A 16,348-nucleotide genomic window follows, 5' to 3' on the forward strand; every position below is an offset into this window, starting at 1 on the left:
AAATAAATATGGTCTTAATTTAAACGATTTTATCAGTAAATAAAAATAAACATGAAAATAGTTTGTTTTTAATACAGAGATGATAGCTAAAGTTTGATAAGATATGAAGTGAGGGTGAGGGGAAAAGCTATGAAAATCACGAATCAAAAGAAATATGAGCAAATTGCGGATGTATTGATTCAGCAAATTGAAGAAGGAACTTTAGAAGTTGGGCAACGCTTGCCTTCAATTCAAAAGCTTGCTGAAGCGTATGGTGTGAGTAACGCTTCAATGCGTGAGGCACTGAATGCGCTCAGAGTGATAGGACTCGTAGATATTAAGCATGGTTATGGGACGTTTGTAAAACAAAAACAGCCACAGTTATTTGATTTTCTATCTCATACACTTACGAAAGAGCGTGTACGCGACATATTAGAATTGCGTGAATCGGTAGAAGTGGCGACAGCACAATATGCTGCATTACGACACACAGATGAAGATATACGAGCAATGGAAACTGCTTTAGAAGAAATGGTCAATGCGATCCAATGTCAACAATCGGGTGAGGAAGCAGATTTAAAATTTCATCTTGCTATTGCTAAAGCCTCTCATAATGCATTGTTATATGAGTTGCTAAATAATATTTCGGACCTCATTCAACAGACGATGAAAGGTACGCGTCATATTTATATTTATAGCCGACAAAAAACGATGGAGAAATTATTGGAAGAACACAGTGTCATCTTAGAAGCAATTAAAAAGCGACAAGAAAAAAAGGCAGCAACATTAATGACCCATCACTTAGTCGAAATCCGTCAAACACTAGTCAAAAATTATATAGTAGAAACAAATTAGGTCGTTAAAGCGCTTTGAATGATACGAAGTGGTTCAGGAATCCAGGAAGTGAGATCGTTTGATTTTCTAATTACTAAAGCACATTTATAGGAGATATGATACAATTATGTAAGATTATTGTGCCATTTCATTGAGTTTCGGTGGTACAGAGGAAATCTAACATACATATAAAAAGAGCATAATATGAAAGATTGAGAGGTGGTTCCCAATGCCATTATTACTTGAACCTGTTTTTCAGGAAAGAATTTGGGGTGGAACAAATCTCGCACAATTTGGTTATGATTTACCGAGTGACCATACTGGTGAGGTATGGGGAATCTCAGCTCATCCACATGGTGCGAATCGGATATTAAACGGTCCATTTAAAGGACAAACATTAGATGAAGTTTGGGAAAATCAACCTAAACTGTTTGGGGAATTTCCTACAAAAAAGTTTCCACTATTAACTAAGATTTTGGATGCTGAACAAAAATTATCAGTTCAAGTTCATCCTGATGATACGTATGCTTATGAGCATGAAAACGGAGAATACGGCAAAACAGAATGTTGGTATATATTAGATGCAAAACCAGGTGCAGAAATTATATATGGCACAAATGCGCAATCTCATGAAGAACTCAATGAAATGATAGATCAACGTGATTTTGAGCATCTGTTTAGACGCGTCCCTGTCCACAAAGGTGACTTTTTCTTTGTGCCGGCTGGTACAGTCCATGGCATAGGTGCAGGTATTATGATTTTAGAAACACAACAGTCTTCAGATACGACTTATCGGATCTATGATTATGATAGACAAGATAAAAATGGTAATAAAAGACCGTTACATCTTGAAAAAAGTAAAGATGTCATTCAAATTAGTGAAGAAAGTCCTAATGTAGTACCACAAACTGAAGTGATTGAAAATCATAAGTGTACGACGTTTGTTCAAAATTCATTTTTTACAGTGACACATTGGGATATACAAGGCACATTGAACTATATGAAGCCGCGAGAATTTGTTTTGGTCTCTGTACTGGATGGACAAGGGCAGCTCGTTACAGATGGTGAAATTTACGATATAAAAAAAGGGAACCATTTTATATTGACTGCAGAAGATTTGGATAACGTATTTGAAGGTGAATTTTCACTGATTATTAGTTATGTATAAGAAGAGGAGAATGACATGAAATGGGGTTTATATATCGCTTTAGTTTGCGGTATTTTATCTGGAGCGACTATATTTTTTCAAGTGCCTATCTTTCCTTCCATTGTATTTCCAGTGTTAATCGGAATGATTGGTATCATCGCCACACTTTGGACTTTGCCTAATCGTACCATCAGCCCAATGTTAAAGGTGGGCGGGGTACTCATTAACTTCCTTCCAGTTGCAGTCGGTCTAATGCAATGGATGAACACTCAATGAAAAGTAATATAATAAATAAAAAAACATTGCTGGATTAAAGGATAAGATATAATTATTTTAAAAGGAGATACAATGATAACATGGCTGCAGAGATTAATTATTTTTGGCTGAATTGCGGATACAATAGATGGAATCATAATGAGCCATTAGTTGGGCAAAAAACAGTATTTGAGTCAGGGGCACAATTTAATCCAACACAAGGGTTTCGTGCATTTAAACAAGCACAAGTCGGTGACCGTGTGATTTTTTACCAAGTACAAACAGATGCAGGATTACTTGGATGGGGTGAAATTACGCGCGTTAAGACAGGTGCACAAAACAAAACACATGTAGAGTTCAAATTTAATGAACCGTTCAAGCGACTCACATCAGATTATCTTAAAAGAAGTGAATCATTAGAATTCCGAATGAATAATATGAAAGAAATTCTTTTTAATAAGATTTCATTCGATGAATTTGAATTAATCAAAAGACTAGGGACTGGCGAGATTTCTATTCCTAGATATTTCTTTATGTCTGAAACAGAAGCGTTTGAACCAGATGAAACCTATACGATTTATACGCATACACGAAACGGTATAAAACGAAACGGTTATCATCATTACACACAATTAGAAATCGGCGATCAAATCATCATTTACAATCGCAATTCTAACCAGTCTGTCATTGGACGTGCTGAAGTGGCACATCATATTCATACACGTCCCCCGGAACAAGGTCGGACGAATAGTACAGCGATTGAAATTCGATATATTGAAGATATCAATCCAGTTAGTTTAATGACGTTGAATAAACACCAAAAGCTTAAGAACTTGTACTTTTTACAAGAAAATTCTAAGCAAGCGATAGCAAGTTTAACGCCGACACAATTCAATGCCATTATGGAGATGAGTGAAAATGATGGCTTAAAAGGGCAATTCGAAGCGGTTTCTGGACATCAAGATACTGAAAATCAAGAATTAAAGCCATTTATTTTATTACTTGCAGAACAAAAAGAAGAAGGCTTAAATGCTGCAAAATCACTTGTTGAGAAAGCCAATGCAACGTCAGTCATTACAGTTGGCCATCCTGATTTTTCTGAAGAAATGTTGTATGGGCGCTACTTACCAAATGAAGCGGGTGCGCTATACTACAGAGAAGGGTTTATTACGGAATTGATGCCTAAGACGGATCGTCAATTTTTAGTGATTGACCAATTTGAACGTATTGACCCTGATGTTTTCCAAACCTATATCAATGTGTTAGAAGGTCATGAAGTTACGCTTCCACGCTATAATAAAAGCGGTAATATGGTGAAATGGAGTACTGAAAATACATCATTCTATCGTTTTAATCCGAATTGGCATATCATAGCAGTGACTTATATGACACCACAAGAAGTTAAAAAGAAATATACTTCACAATTTTTGAAGTATGCACGTATTATTCAAGTTAAACAATAAATGCATAATAGAGTATCGCGTAATGGTGCGTCTCTATATGGTAGATAATGGAGAGAAAAGGTGATTGAAATTGACAGTACGGTCAATGACATCGCCTTTTACTGGTTCAAATGGAAAAATATTTATAACTTTGAATATGAGCTATTTTTAATGTTTGATATGAAAATATAAAAGCGGGTATATTTAAGACAAGAGGTGATAATATGCCAATTATTTATTACGATGATCATTGTGTTTATTGTTACAATTATGCAATTTGGCTCATTCGAAATGGTTTGCCTAGAAACTATCAGTTCGTGCCTTTAAAAAGTAAGGCAGGGGAAGCATTACAAAAATCACGTCCTGAAGTGCTTGAATATAACAGTGTTGTTTTACAAGAGGGGGACGATTTGACATTTCAATCGACAGCGATAGCCAAACTCATTTATACACTTGATCGTTATAAGTGGTTAGCTATTCTATTATGGCTTGTCCCCAAACCTTTACGCAACCTAGGTTATCAATTGTTTGCGAACAACCGTGATAAAATGTGGAAAACACATTGGGCAAAACCAACTGAATATGAACAATCATTTTTTATAGCTAAAAATAAATCAATATGAGACGTATTAAATGATGCCCTGTTAAAATAAAAGAGCATGGGACATAAATACCAAAATAAATAGCTCGAAGATGATTTTGATAAAAATCGTCTTCGAGCTTCCTTTATATTATCATGCTTCGTATTATATAGGCTCGCTTTCCGAGGGGACAGCCTCAGCCTGTAGTCTTCGGCTCGTCCTGTTCCCTCAGGAGTCTCGCTATAAATACTTCGCTTATATATATGTAATCATTCACCATTATACTTTAAAAAATAAGGCAATTTCGTATAATTTAATTCATCACAACAAAAACTAAATTAACGAGATGCCTAAGGAAATTAGTCGCATCTAGTGCGGCTAAACTGATGATAAAAGGAAAAAATCCGAGATTTTTCGTTTTTTACGAAAACCTCGGATTTCATCGATTATTGAGACAATTTTGTCTCAGGCTCTTAATTTATTTAAAGCAAGTTATTCAGCGATTTCTAACGCAACTTCCATCATTTGTGTAAATGAATTTTGACGTTCTTCGGCAGTTGTTGCTTCGTCACGTAATAAATGATCGCTAACAGTGAATACACCTAGCGCTTTTTTACCCGCCTTTATAGCATTTAAATAGAGTCCCGCTGATTCCATTTCTACTCCTAGAATGCCCATTTCGATCCATTTTTGATTGAAATCTGGGTTTGCGTTATAAAAAGTATCTGAAGAAAGAATATTACCAACGTGTGCGCGTGCACCTAGGGCATCAGCTTTTTCTTTAGCTTTTACAACGAGATCAAAGTCAGCTAGAGGGGCAAAATGACCCGGTATTTGGAATTGATCAACGTAATTAGAGTTTGTTGAAGCGCCCTGTGCGATAATAATGTCGTATAAGTGAATGTCTTCTTGCATTGCGCCACAAGAACCAATGCGAATAATCGTGTCTACGTCGAAGAAATTGTATAGCTCATAAGAATAAATACCGATACTTGGGATACCCATTCCTGAGCCCATTACAGAAACTTCTTTGCCTTTATATGTACCTGTATAGCCGAACATATTACGTACTTCATTGAATTGTTCTACATTTTCTAAGTAATTTTCTGCAATGAATTTAGCACGTAATGGATCACCAGGCATAAGTACAGTTTTAGCAATTTTAGTACCATTAGGTTGAATGTGTGGTGTTCCTTGTTGTGTCATTTAAAACATCTCCTTAATATCTTATATCATTTTAAAGATAACAGAACTATAATGAAAAGTCGATAAAACTTATTAACAAAGCAGAGGTGTAATAGGTTCATCAACGATTAGACCGCATGTTGTCGCTTCTTTGATAAGCTTATTTAAGTCCGTATCTCGATAATGATTTGGTTTTACCAATAGATAGATTTTGGTTTATAATAAAGGTAAATTCAAACATATTGTAAAAAATAAAAATCCATATAGAAATGAGGAATGACCATGAGAATGGTAGATATTATTGCAAAGAAACGCGATGGACATACGCTTACAAAGGAAGAAATACAATTCTTTGTAAACGGTTACACAAATGGGGAGATTCCTGATTATCAAATGTCTAGTTTAGCGATGGCAATTTTCTTTCAAGATATGTCAGATGAAGAGCGTGCAGATTTAACGATGGCAATGGTCGCTTCTGGAGATCAAATTGATCTTTCAAATATAGAAGGCATCAAAGTCGACAAGCATTCAACTGGAGGCGTGGGTGATACAACGACGCTTGTATTGGCACCGTTAGTTGCTGCGTTAGATGTTCCTGTAGCTAAAATGAGTGGACGTGGTTTAGGTCATACAGGCGGTACGATAGATAAATTGGAATCAGTTAAAGGATTCCATGTTGAAATATCTGAAGATGAATTTGTACGACTTGTGAATGAAGATCATGTGGCTGTAATAGGTCAAACAGGTAATCTGACACCAGCTGATAAAAAAATCTATGCTTTGCGCGATGTTACAGGTACAGTGAATTCAATTCCTTTAATTGCATCTTCAATTATGAGTAAGAAGATTGCTGCAGGTGCGGATGCGATTGTACTTGATGTTAAAACAGGTAATGGTGCCTTTATGAAAACAGTGGAAGATGCAGAAGCTTTAGCACATGCGATGGTTAAAATTGGAAATCAAGTGGGACGTCAAACAATGGCAATCATTTCTGACATGAGTCAACCTCTCGGCTTTGCAATCGGGAATGCTTTAGAATTAAAAGAAGCGATTGACACGTTAAAAGGAGAAGGACCAGAAGATTTAACCGAACTTGTTTTGACACTCGGTTCACAAATGGTGGTATTAGCTCAAAAAGCGAGCAATTTAGAAGAAGCACGCGAAATGTTAAAAGAAGTCATTGAAAATGGTAAAGCCTTAGAGAAATTCAAAACATTTTTAAGTAATCAAGGTGGCGACGCAACTATCGTTGATGATCCATCACAATTGCCAACAGCACAATATCAATTCGAATTACCTGCAAAACAATCTGGTGTTGTTGCAGAAATGATTGCAAATGAAATTGGTATTGCATCTATGATGTTAGGGGCAGGACGCCAAACGAAAGAAGATGAGATTGATCTTGCTGTAGGACTCGTTTTGAATAAAAAAATAGGTGACCGTGTCGAAGAAGGAGAATCTCTATTAACGATTCATGCGAATACACAGGATGTTGAAGCAGTAAAAGAAAAATTGTATGATAATATTACAATCTTAGAACAAGCATCACAGCCGAAATTAATTCATACTATCATTACTGAATAAAGGGTGTTGAGATGAAAAAAGTAGGTCGCATTTTAATAGGTATTGGATTTTTGATTATTGGTGTTTTACATTTTACGAGAGAACGTCGATTCAGAAATATTGTACCTCATTATTTACCATTCAAAAAGGCTGCTGTGCTAGTTACAGGCGTATGTGAAATATGGATAGGCATAAAGCTACTTTTGGCGCGTCCATCTGATGCATTGAAACGTTGGATTAACTATTTCTTATTATCTGTTTTTCCAGCAAATATTTATATGGCACGACGTCGATTGCCGCTTGGTGATAAAGAATTATCAGACACGGCAAGATACGGTAGACTACCGCTTCAATTCCTTTTCATGTATCTCATTAAAAAATTATAATTGTAAACTTTAAAAAGGCATTTCAAGTTGTGTATCACACACAATTTGGAATGCCTTTTGTTCAGTCAAAGCGATTTATCATTATTTTCATATCGTCATTCTATTTTAAAACGTGACTTTATATTTATACGTGTGCACCTGTTCCAAAAACATCATGCCATTGGTCACGTTTATCTAAAAATGATTGTGCAATTGCTTGAGCGCCCTCTAAAGAATGTGAAGCAGCCCAACCACATTGTAATTCATTGCAAGCAGGAACTTCTTTTGCCTCAAGTACATCTTGTATTGTTTTTTCAATAATATTTAATACATCGTCATAATCATCATGATTGATAAAAGAAACATAAAAACCAGTTTGGCAACCCATCGGACTTAAATCAACCACTTTATCTGTATGGTTTCTAATATTCTCAGCCATCAAATGCTCTAGAGAATGCAATCCAGGCATGTCCATGTGCGCTTTATTTGGCTGCTTGAAACGAATGTCATATTTATAAATTTCATCTCCGTTAATTCCTTTCATTTTACCAGCCAAGCGAATATAAGGCGCAACCACTTTAGTGTGATCCAAGTTAAAACTTTCAACGTTCATTTTTGGCATTTGTACAAACCTCCTTCATGTGTAATTTCATTTTAACACAAATTAGGATGATTGAAAGTAAAAAAACTGAGCTAATTACTCAGTTATACAAAAAATAAGATAGAAATTTTTGATTTATCTGTAAAAAATACATGACAAATTGTCCTAAATCCGATAAAATAAGTACAAATTTAATAAATATTTATCAAGAGTGGTGGAGGGAATTGGCCCTACGAAGCCCTGCAACCTCATCGTAAAGCGATAAAGGTGCTAAATCCAACAGTCTATAATGGGCTGAAAGATAAAAACGACAAAGATGTTATCACCGGCGTACATCAACCACACTTGAAAACATATGTGTTGATAGTATAGGATGATAACTTTTTTGTTTGGAAGGAGTTTTAATTTGGTATCAGTGAGACAACGGATTTTAGATTATATAGATAACAACAGATTGAAATACATTGATATGAGTCATCAAATTCATGAAAGACCTGAGATTGGAAATGAAGAGTTATTTGCTTCGAGATTGCTCATTGATCATTTAATTGAGTGTGGTTTCGAAGTTGAGCGCGACATTGCAGGTCATTCAACTGGATTTATAGCCACTTATGAATCGGCAAAGGAAGGGCCTACAATCAGCTATCTTGCTGAATATGATGCACTTCCAGGATTAGGTCATGCCTGTGGTCATAACATTATCGGTACAGCGAGTGTCTTAGCAGGTACAGCACTTAAGCAGGTCGTCGAAGAAATCGGTGGGAAAGTCGTCATCTTCGGTTGCCCAGCTGAAGAAGGCGGAGAAAATGGAAGTGCCAAAGCGAGTTATGTTAAAGAAGGCATATTTGACGATGTAGATGTTGCGTTAATGGTACATCCAGGTAATGAAACATATCCAACCAATCACACACTTGCGGTAGATGTACTAGATATTAAATTTTATGGTAAAAGTGCGCATGCTTCAGAGAATGCTTATGAAGCACGTAACGCTTTAGATGCGATGATTAGTTTTTTTAATGGTGTTGCACAAATTCGTCAGCATATTAAAAAGACTGAGCGCGTACATGGCGTAATTTTAGATGGTGGCAAGGCCGCGAATATCATTCCAGATTTCACACATGCACGTTTTTATACGCGTGCGACGACACGAAAGGAATTGGATGTTCTCACTGGACGTGTTCATGATATCGCTAAGGGGGCAGCGATACAAATGAGTTGTGATTTTGAGTTTGAGCCTATTCAAAATGGCGTCAATGAGTTTGTGAAATCACCAGAACTCGATTTGTTATTTGAACAATATGCAACAGAACTAGGGGAAGAGGTAAGTCATGATGATTTTGGGTATGGTTCAACGGACACGGGGAATGTCAGCCATGTTGTACCAACGATACACCCACATGTCAAAATTGGGCCAAGAAGCTTGGTGGGGCATACCCATCGATTTAGAGAAGCTGCTGCAAGTCCAATGGGGGATAAAGCACTGATAAGAGGTGCAAAGATCATTGCATTAATGGGGGCTACATTAATTCAAGATAGAGATCTCTTAGCTACAATTCAAAAGGAGCATCAAATTAAAAGGGAGAAGTTATAAATGACGGTACAAAATAATCACGCACCCCGCTTAACAATGGGTGATATTTATGAAACAAACGTGGTCTATACTTCTAGACCTTCTTATGTTTCCAATCCTTGGTTAGAACCAGATGAACATCAATCCAACTTTTTAACTGGGAGAGAGTTGTTGATTGCCAATTTACCAGTCATCGTTCATGAAGCGAGTGTGACACATAAATTAGCACAGCTTTTTCAAATGATTGGACGATCCATACCGGATAATGTCATCACATTTAGAGACCAAGAGAGTTATGAAGGTGCACTGAAACATTTGGCAACTGTCGAAGAACGTCAGATTTATTTTCAATATGTTCATGACGACTCGATTGTTGATGCAGCACACTATGCTATGGATAAAAAATTATTTGTTGAGTTGAATAATAAGTCATTAATTCCAAAATGGACTCAGAATCAGTTTTTACCAAAACGCGAAATCGTAACATATGAAAATTTTAAGTCAGCCATTCAATCTTGGTCACTTCCAGTTGTAATAAAGCCTGGGGATGATTTACCTACTGCTGGAGGCTATGGCGTGATGATATGTTATAACGAGCAAGAATTAAACGAAGCGATTGCCCGTGTAGAAAAAGCACAAGAAGCGACGAAAACGTTGATCATTGAGCAATGTATCGAAGCGGTGGATAACTATTGTGTGCAGTACGCTTGGCATCCTGATGAAGGTATTATATACCTCGGTGCAGCGAAACAATTAACAAATGAATATGGTTTTTATAATGGCAATGTGAATGCTTTAGAGGTACCTGAAAAAGTAATCGAAGCAGGCCGGAAAATAATGGAAAATGGTGTTTCTCAAGGATTTATCGGTATTGCTGGATTCGATATTCTTGTGGATGCTGAAGGCGACGTATATGCGATAGATTTAAATTTCCGGCAAAATGGTTCGACGAGTATGCTCTTGCTAGAACCACAATTAACCGGCAAGCATCACAAGTTTTATAGTTACTTTGCAAATGGAGATAATGAACGGTTCTTTAATGCCATTTCTTCCTTTGTAGAGCAAGGTGTTTTATATCCTTTATCCTATTACGATGGAGATTGGTATGAAGATCAACATGTCAATTCAAGATTTGCATGTATTTGGCATGCTGATAGTGAAGCAGACATTCGAGCATATGAGCAACAATTTATAGAAATGGCGGGGCTATAAACAATTCTACTTTGATGTATGATATATTGGTTATATAGAGAAATCAAATCAAGTTTGATGACCGGATAGAAGTGAGAGACTTGTATTCGAGATACATTTTGAGTTGAGAAAAAGGAGCAGAGTCATGTCTTACAAAAACGAACGCTTTTATAAAGATATATTAACCAATGAACAGTTTTTCATCGCTGTTAAAGATAAAAAGATTATTAAGCATAGTCATAATGGGAAGCCATTATTTTGTTTTTGGACACGTGAATCTTTAGCGAAAACCTACTTAGAAACATCCGGTGTGGCCTATGACAAAATTAAAGCGATGGATATTGATCAGTTTGCGACTTATGAACTTGATGATATGTTTGACGAAGAAGATGAAGCACTCGTCAATGTGACAGATCGCGCGCAAGGCCATGAGATTCGAATTATCGAAGTGGTTAGTGACTTGATGACTGATTTAGATAACATTCGTATCCGTGAATTTGTACAAGATGTTGCTAAAAGTGACACTGTATACGGTTTGAGCCAAAAGGACAACAAACAGTTTATGATTGTATATGATGAGAACGATAATTTTGATCAATCGTACTTTATGCCAGTATGGAGTTTAAATAAACGTGCAGAAAAAGTGGCAGAAGAAGATTTTGAGACCTTTGAATTGATTGATGTAGAAGGGGAAGTTTTTGCGGAATGGTTAGATGAGCTACGTGATGATAATCGATATGTAGCTATTGATGTCAAGCCGGGAGTCGTAGGTACGATTGTTTCGGCGCAGAAACTTGCGAATGAACTAACTTTTTAATAACGTATATCGTTATCAATTTTGACCTATTCATAAATAAACGCAGATTAGAAGCCATGTTTCTAATCTGCGTTTTTTTAAATGAATTAATGGGATAAGTATAACGTGCCTAATGCGCCAGAAAAGGCACCATTTTTTAAATAGTGAGGGTTGAAACCTCTCAATACTGTATAATCAGTGACCACTTGTTGTAAAAGTGGATTATCATGAAATGATGAACCAATATAGACCACATCTTTCACTTGATGTTCTCTTGCGACATGAATGGCTACAGTTGTAATGCTTTCACCAACGACACCGATAACGGAAGCAAGTTTATCAGCATCCGTGAAGTTTTGATCGATATTTAACAAGACATGACCAAAATTAGCAGCAGTAAGTTCTCCAGATATAGGCGGGGTATCATTTTTATAAATATGCTTCACTTTCAAGTCGATGATGTCACGATTCCCTTTTAATGCGAGATTCGTTAATGTGGCATATTCAGTAATACCAGTGAGGAGATAACCCAATCCTTGAATCATGCCGCCCCCTGTACCTATACCACCTACGCGTTCTTGTTCTAAGCCGTCTGTTAAATGAAGTGATGTGCCAGTCCCTACATTTGTGAAAATGTATCGATCAATATGAATACCTTGTTCTTCTAAAAAGAGCTGAACGCCTCGAGCCGCAGCGTCAAATTCGATATATGTTTGCGCATTACATGTTAAATGCTCACTTAAAGTTTTCGCGTTTCCTCCTGTAATATGTATATCCTGGCAAGGCTGTTGATTCAACCATTCAGCAACGGTTTCTAGTTCTGTTGTCTGATAGACCTTAAATGATCGTTCGCCCTCATTTTCTATTGCAATTTTTATCAAAGTACCGCCAGCATCTATGCCAATACGCATGATTAGTCACCTCGAATTTTTGTTTATCACCAATATATACTATACGATAATGACAAAATTACAAGCGTTAATTCAAAGTTTAATTTTAAAATAAATGAGAGTGTAAGCAATAAAAGGACGAAGTTGGGCGTGTGTTCCCAACCTCGTCCATTATTGAGGTATGCACAAATGAGATTGGCTTCATTAAAGAAAGCTTTGATTACATTTCATGATCTCGTTCCCGATCTTCTATTGTTCTTGAAAAATCTTTATCATCATCAATGTGCGTCATTTTGAAATATTTAGTTGGTTCACGACGCAATGCATTCATCAATGAAAAAATCATAAGAAACAGAATAATCGAAAAAGGTAATCCTGTTACAACGGATGCAGTTTGTAAACTTGTTAAGCCTCCCGCAACAGTGAGAGAAACAGAGATTGCACCAATTAAAATACCCCAGACCAATTTATGCTTCCGTTTAGGATTTTCTACACCGCCTGTTGCCATTCCTGATACGATATGTGTTGTCGAGTCGGCACTGGTAACAATAAATGTAAAAATAAGAATGATGGCCAATGCACTTGTCACCTCATGTAGAGGAAACTTGCTTAATAATTCAAATAACGCGACTGTATAATCTTTATCCACTATTTTTTCGATACCGTCATTGTGGTGGAGTGCCCAGTTAATTGCAGTGCCTCCGAATCCTGAAATCCATGCGAATGAAATACATGGTGGAATGATAAGCACACCAATAACAAACTCTCGAATGGTACGTCCTCTTGACACACGGGCAACGAAGCCACCAATAAAAGGAGACCAAGAAATAACCCATGCCCAATAGAAAACTGTCCATTTCTGAATCCAAGAATTATCTCCAGAATACGGATCCATTCTTAAGCTATATTGCACAAAGTGAGAAATATAATCCCCAATTGAAACCGTAAAAGTTTCGACAATAAAGCGTAAATCACCAAAAATAAAAATAAACAAGAGTAAGATGGCACCAACGATAATATTTAGATTACTTAGCCACTTCACACCTCGATTGATGCCTGTTAAAGCTGAACCCAGAAAAATAATCGTCATCAATAATGTAATTAAAATTAAAGTTAATGATGTGTTAGGTACTTTGAAAACGTGATTAAGGCCACCTGCAATTTGTAGTATTCCCAGTCCAATCGATGTTGCGATTCCCATTACAGTCGCAATAATCGCTAAAATATCGATAATATTTCGGAAAGGACGTCGGTAAGTCTCACCGAAAACGGGTTCCATTGCAGTAGAAATTAAGCCGTCTCGACTTTTTCGAAATTGGAAATAAGCAACAATTAAACCACTCATTGCAAAGATAGACCATTGTGAGATGCCCCAATGGAAGAAGGTATAACCCATCGCGAGTCGAGCTGATTCAACAGTCTGCCCTTTAACAGCTTTTGGAAATGGAGAATGCAAATAATGTGTTAAGGGTTCTGCTACACCCCAAAAGACGATACCTACACCTAAACCTGCTGAGAACAACATACCAATCCATGAAATAAATGAAAATTCAGGTTCTTCATAATCGCGACCTAATTTAAATCGGCCATATCTTGAAATAGCTAAAAAGATTAAAAACACATCTAAAACAAACACAATAATTAGAAATAACCAACCAAAATTAAGTGCCAATATGTCATATGTATGCTGTGCATATGCACCAAATGTCTTTGGAAAGATGGCTGCAAGTAATGTGAGAATCAAAATAATTGTGAAAGAAACAATATACACAATATTCCGATTTTTTTCTTTAGTACTCTTATGATTTCCCATAATATCCCCTTTCAAATTTTACGCGCATAAAACTGAGTGCTGACAGATTGTTTCACCTTTTACAAAGATAATCTTTATTGAGAGAAGTTAGATTTAAACTCAATGTAACTACAAATATCTTTGCGAGTCATTATTTTAATGCCTTATCAATATATAAATGAAATAACATTCCAGCAGCGATAATCCATTCATCATAACGCGCTGGCTTTTGTTATTTTTATACTACATTTCCTCTAAAAACTTGTTTGAACGTTACCAAATGTGTCAACATAAGTATTAGGAAAATGTAAAGGGATGGTAAAAAATGACCCAAAAAAGTAAGCGCTTTGATGATATTACTATACAATTATTTGAAGAGCAATACCGAGATGCACTCTATCATTTTAAATTAAGTGAACGTCAACGAATCTATTCTTCTTTACCCAAAGAAGTTTTAGATGATGCATTAGAAGATAAAAATAGAGAAGCAAATATCGTTTTAAATGATCAAAATGAAGTGATTGGTTTCTTTGTATTACATCAACATTATCAACATGAAGGCTACGATACACCTAAAGAAGTCATTTATGTGCGTTCATTATCCATCAATGAAGCATATCAAGGCCATGGTTACGGTACTAAAATGATGATGACTTTGCCAGAATATGTCCAAACTATTTTTCCAGATTTCAACCATTTATATTTGGTTGTTGATGCAGAGAATGAGGCGGCTTGGAATGTTTATGAACGTGCAGGTTCTATCCATACGGCTACGAAAGAAGAAGGGCCCATTGGGAAAGAACGTCTGTACTATTTAGATTTAGATTCTAAATATGTATCATCGTTAAAATTAAAACAGAGCGCATCATCCGAAGAAGGCACAATTGAGGTAGTTGATCTTGTTCTTGATCATCAAAAAGTAGGTTTTATTGCGATTGAACAGTTTGATCAAAGATTAATCATACGAGCACTTTACGTAAATGATGCATATCGAGACACAGGTATTGCGCAAAGTGCATTACGTCAATTAGCGACATATGTTCGTAAACAAAATCAAAAGATTAAGGTTATCGAAATCACATTATTTGGTCCAAATCATCAATTAAAAACATTGTTTGAAAAAAGTAATTTTGTTGAAACGCTATCAACAGAAGATTATACTACGTTAGAAAAGTATATTAACTATTAGGATTAAAACGTCACGGACGAATGCTATGTTCATGAATGAAGCATATGCAAATCGATGTTGAAAATTCACACTTTAAATTTTATTGATGACTGCATTCTAGTTGCGTAAAATGACAAAAAGAAGATATAAGACCGAAGTCATGGAAAATGTGATTGAACATATTGCGAAATGACGTTGAGTGATTTATAATTTACTTTTGTTAATGTCAGTGTTAAAACACCAATGTTGCAACGCATGCACAACGGTTTTGACACGAAAGAGTTAAAAGGGAGAACGGCAACGATACGCGATTTCCTTTAAAGATGAAAGAAAGTGTTTGAGTCATTGAATAAATAGAAATGCGAACCTTTGAAAGGAAGATATGCTGATGAAATTACAAGATTATACACAAGAGATGGTGGATGAAAAATCATTTATTGATATGGCCTATACGTTATTGAGTGAACAAAATCAAACAATGAATTTGTATGATATTATTGATGAATTTAAACGTATCGGACATTACGAAGACGATCAAATTGAAGATCGTATCGTTCAATTTTATACTGATTTGAATACAGACGGTCGTTTTTTAAGCGTCGGTGATAATATTTGGGGCTTACGTGACTGGTATTCAGTAGATGACATTGAAGAAAAAATAGCGCCAACAATTCAAAAATTCGATATTCTTGATGAAGATGATGAAGAAGATAAAAACCTTACATTATTAGGTGAAGACGATCCTGAAGGTGATATCAATATTCCAAATCATACAGATGATCAAGAAGGCCTTGCTGACCCTGAAGATGAACGTGTAGAAGATGAAATTGAAGATTCTGATTTAGTTGTTGAAGATGATGAAGAAGAAATCGATGAAACATACGATGATGAGGATGAAGAAGAAGAGGACGAAGAAGAATTTTAATTCACTCATTTATGCAAGAAAGATGATTGACTTTTCATGTCAAAGTGATAAAATTTTATTCGGG

At 36.0% G+C, this 16,348-nt stretch carries 16 protein-coding genes and 1 riboswitch; of the genes, 12 read left to right on the forward strand and 4 right to left on the reverse strand.

Annotation, left to right across the window (positions count from 1 at the left end; all coding sequences use genetic code 11):
* Window positions 1-129 precede the first annotated feature (129 nt).
* From HMPREF1208_RS10810 to HMPREF1208_RS10830, 5 genes are all read left to right on the forward strand, one after another.
* On the forward strand, window positions 130-834 hold the full coding sequence (locus HMPREF1208_RS10810; protein WP_016426415.1) for a FadR/GntR family transcriptional regulator: 705 nt from the start codon (window positions 130-132) through the stop codon (window positions 832-834).
* A gap of 208 nt (window positions 835-1,042) precedes the next feature.
* Window positions 1,043-1,981, forward strand: a complete 939-nt coding sequence (gene manA / locus HMPREF1208_RS10815) for a mannose-6-phosphate isomerase, class I (protein WP_016426416.1) — start codon at window positions 1,043-1,045, stop codon at window positions 1,979-1,981.
* 15 nt (window positions 1,982-1,996) lie between these two features.
* Window positions 1,997-2,236: a hypothetical protein gene (locus HMPREF1208_RS10820; protein WP_016426417.1), complete on the forward strand. Its 240-nt coding sequence runs from the start codon at window positions 1,997-1,999 to the stop codon at window positions 2,234-2,236.
* Window positions 2,237-2,316: 80 nt separating this feature from the next.
* Entirely contained in the window at window positions 2,317-3,678 is a 1,362-nt protein-coding gene (locus HMPREF1208_RS10825; protein ID WP_016426418.1) for an EVE domain-containing protein, read from the forward strand.
* 203 nt (window positions 3,679-3,881) lie between these two features.
* Window positions 3,882-4,280: a thiol-disulfide oxidoreductase DCC family protein gene (locus HMPREF1208_RS10830; RefSeq protein ID WP_016426419.1), complete on the forward strand. Its 399-nt coding sequence runs from the start codon at window positions 3,882-3,884 to the stop codon at window positions 4,278-4,280.
* Between the two features lie 450 nt (window positions 4,281-4,730).
* Here HMPREF1208_RS10830 and deoD read toward each other — a convergent pair whose 3' ends face one another.
* A complete protein-coding gene (gene deoD / locus HMPREF1208_RS10835) occupies window positions 4,731-5,444 on the reverse strand; it encodes a purine-nucleoside phosphorylase (RefSeq protein WP_016426420.1) in 714 nt (237 codons plus the stop codon).
* A gap of 261 nt (window positions 5,445-5,705) precedes the next feature.
* On the opposite strand from deoD, the gene HMPREF1208_RS10840 reads away from it, so the two are divergent.
* Both HMPREF1208_RS10840 and HMPREF1208_RS10845 read left to right on the forward strand, forming a co-directional pair.
* Window positions 5,706-7,007 (forward strand): pyrimidine-nucleoside phosphorylase, encoded by a 1,302-nt coding sequence (locus HMPREF1208_RS10840; protein ID WP_016426421.1) that lies wholly within the window; start codon window positions 5,706-5,708, stop codon window positions 7,005-7,007.
* 11 nt (window positions 7,008-7,018) lie between these two features.
* Complete coding sequence (locus HMPREF1208_RS10845) at window positions 7,019-7,372, forward strand: DoxX family protein (RefSeq protein WP_016426422.1); 354 nt, start codon at window positions 7,019-7,021, stop codon at window positions 7,370-7,372.
* A gap of 124 nt (window positions 7,373-7,496) precedes the next feature.
* Here the strand turns inward: HMPREF1208_RS10845 and HMPREF1208_RS10850 are convergent, their stop codons facing one another.
* Window positions 7,497-7,973, reverse strand: a complete 477-nt coding sequence (locus tag HMPREF1208_RS10850) for an S-ribosylhomocysteine lyase (RefSeq protein WP_016426423.1) — start codon at window positions 7,971-7,973, stop codon at window positions 7,497-7,499.
* 178 nt (window positions 7,974-8,151) lie between these two features.
* Window positions 8,152-8,260, forward strand: a riboswitch (SAM riboswitch).
* 65 nt (window positions 8,261-8,325) lie between these two features.
* On the opposite strand from HMPREF1208_RS10850, the gene HMPREF1208_RS10855 reads away from it, so the two are divergent.
* From HMPREF1208_RS10855 to HMPREF1208_RS10865, 3 genes are all read left to right on the forward strand, one after another.
* Window positions 8,326-9,543: a M20 family metallopeptidase gene (locus HMPREF1208_RS10855; RefSeq protein ID WP_051116774.1), complete on the forward strand. Its 1,218-nt coding sequence runs from the start codon at window positions 8,326-8,328 to the stop codon at window positions 9,541-9,543.
* Window positions 9,544-10,734, forward strand: coding sequence for an L-aspartate--L-methionine ligase LdmS (gene ldmS, locus HMPREF1208_RS10860; RefSeq protein WP_016426425.1), 1,191 nt, complete (start codon window positions 9,544-9,546; stop codon window positions 10,732-10,734).
* Between the two features lie 124 nt (window positions 10,735-10,858).
* Entirely contained in the window at window positions 10,859-11,530 is a 672-nt protein-coding gene (locus HMPREF1208_RS10865; protein WP_016426426.1) for a DUF2750 domain-containing protein, read from the forward strand.
* An 86-nt stretch (window positions 11,531-11,616) separates the two neighbouring features.
* Here the strand turns inward: HMPREF1208_RS10865 and coaW are convergent, their stop codons facing one another.
* Both coaW and HMPREF1208_RS10875 read right to left on the reverse strand, forming a co-directional pair.
* A complete protein-coding gene (coaW, locus tag HMPREF1208_RS10870) occupies window positions 11,617-12,420 on the reverse strand; it encodes a type II pantothenate kinase (protein WP_016426427.1) in 804 nt (267 codons plus the stop codon).
* A gap of 199 nt (window positions 12,421-12,619) precedes the next feature.
* Window positions 12,620-14,212 carry a BCCT family transporter gene (locus HMPREF1208_RS10875; protein WP_016426428.1) on the reverse strand — a complete coding sequence of 531 codons (1,593 nt, stop codon included), beginning with the start codon at window positions 14,210-14,212 and terminating at the stop codon, window positions 12,620-12,622.
* A gap of 304 nt (window positions 14,213-14,516) precedes the next feature.
* On the opposite strand from HMPREF1208_RS10875, the gene HMPREF1208_RS10880 reads away from it, so the two are divergent.
* Window positions 14,517-15,380, forward strand: a complete 864-nt coding sequence (locus HMPREF1208_RS10880; RefSeq protein WP_016426429.1) for a GNAT family N-acetyltransferase — start codon at window positions 14,517-14,519, stop codon at window positions 15,378-15,380.
* 367 nt (window positions 15,381-15,747) lie between these two features.
* A complete protein-coding gene (gene rpoE / locus HMPREF1208_RS10885; protein ID WP_016426430.1) occupies window positions 15,748-16,284 on the forward strand; it encodes a DNA-directed RNA polymerase subunit delta in 537 nt (178 codons plus the stop codon).
* Window positions 16,285-16,348: the final 64 nt, after the last annotated feature.

This window comes from Staphylococcus sp. HGB0015, from assembly GCF_000411275.1.
Lineage (GTDB): Bacteria > Bacillota > Bacilli > Staphylococcales > Staphylococcaceae > Staphylococcus > Staphylococcus schleiferi.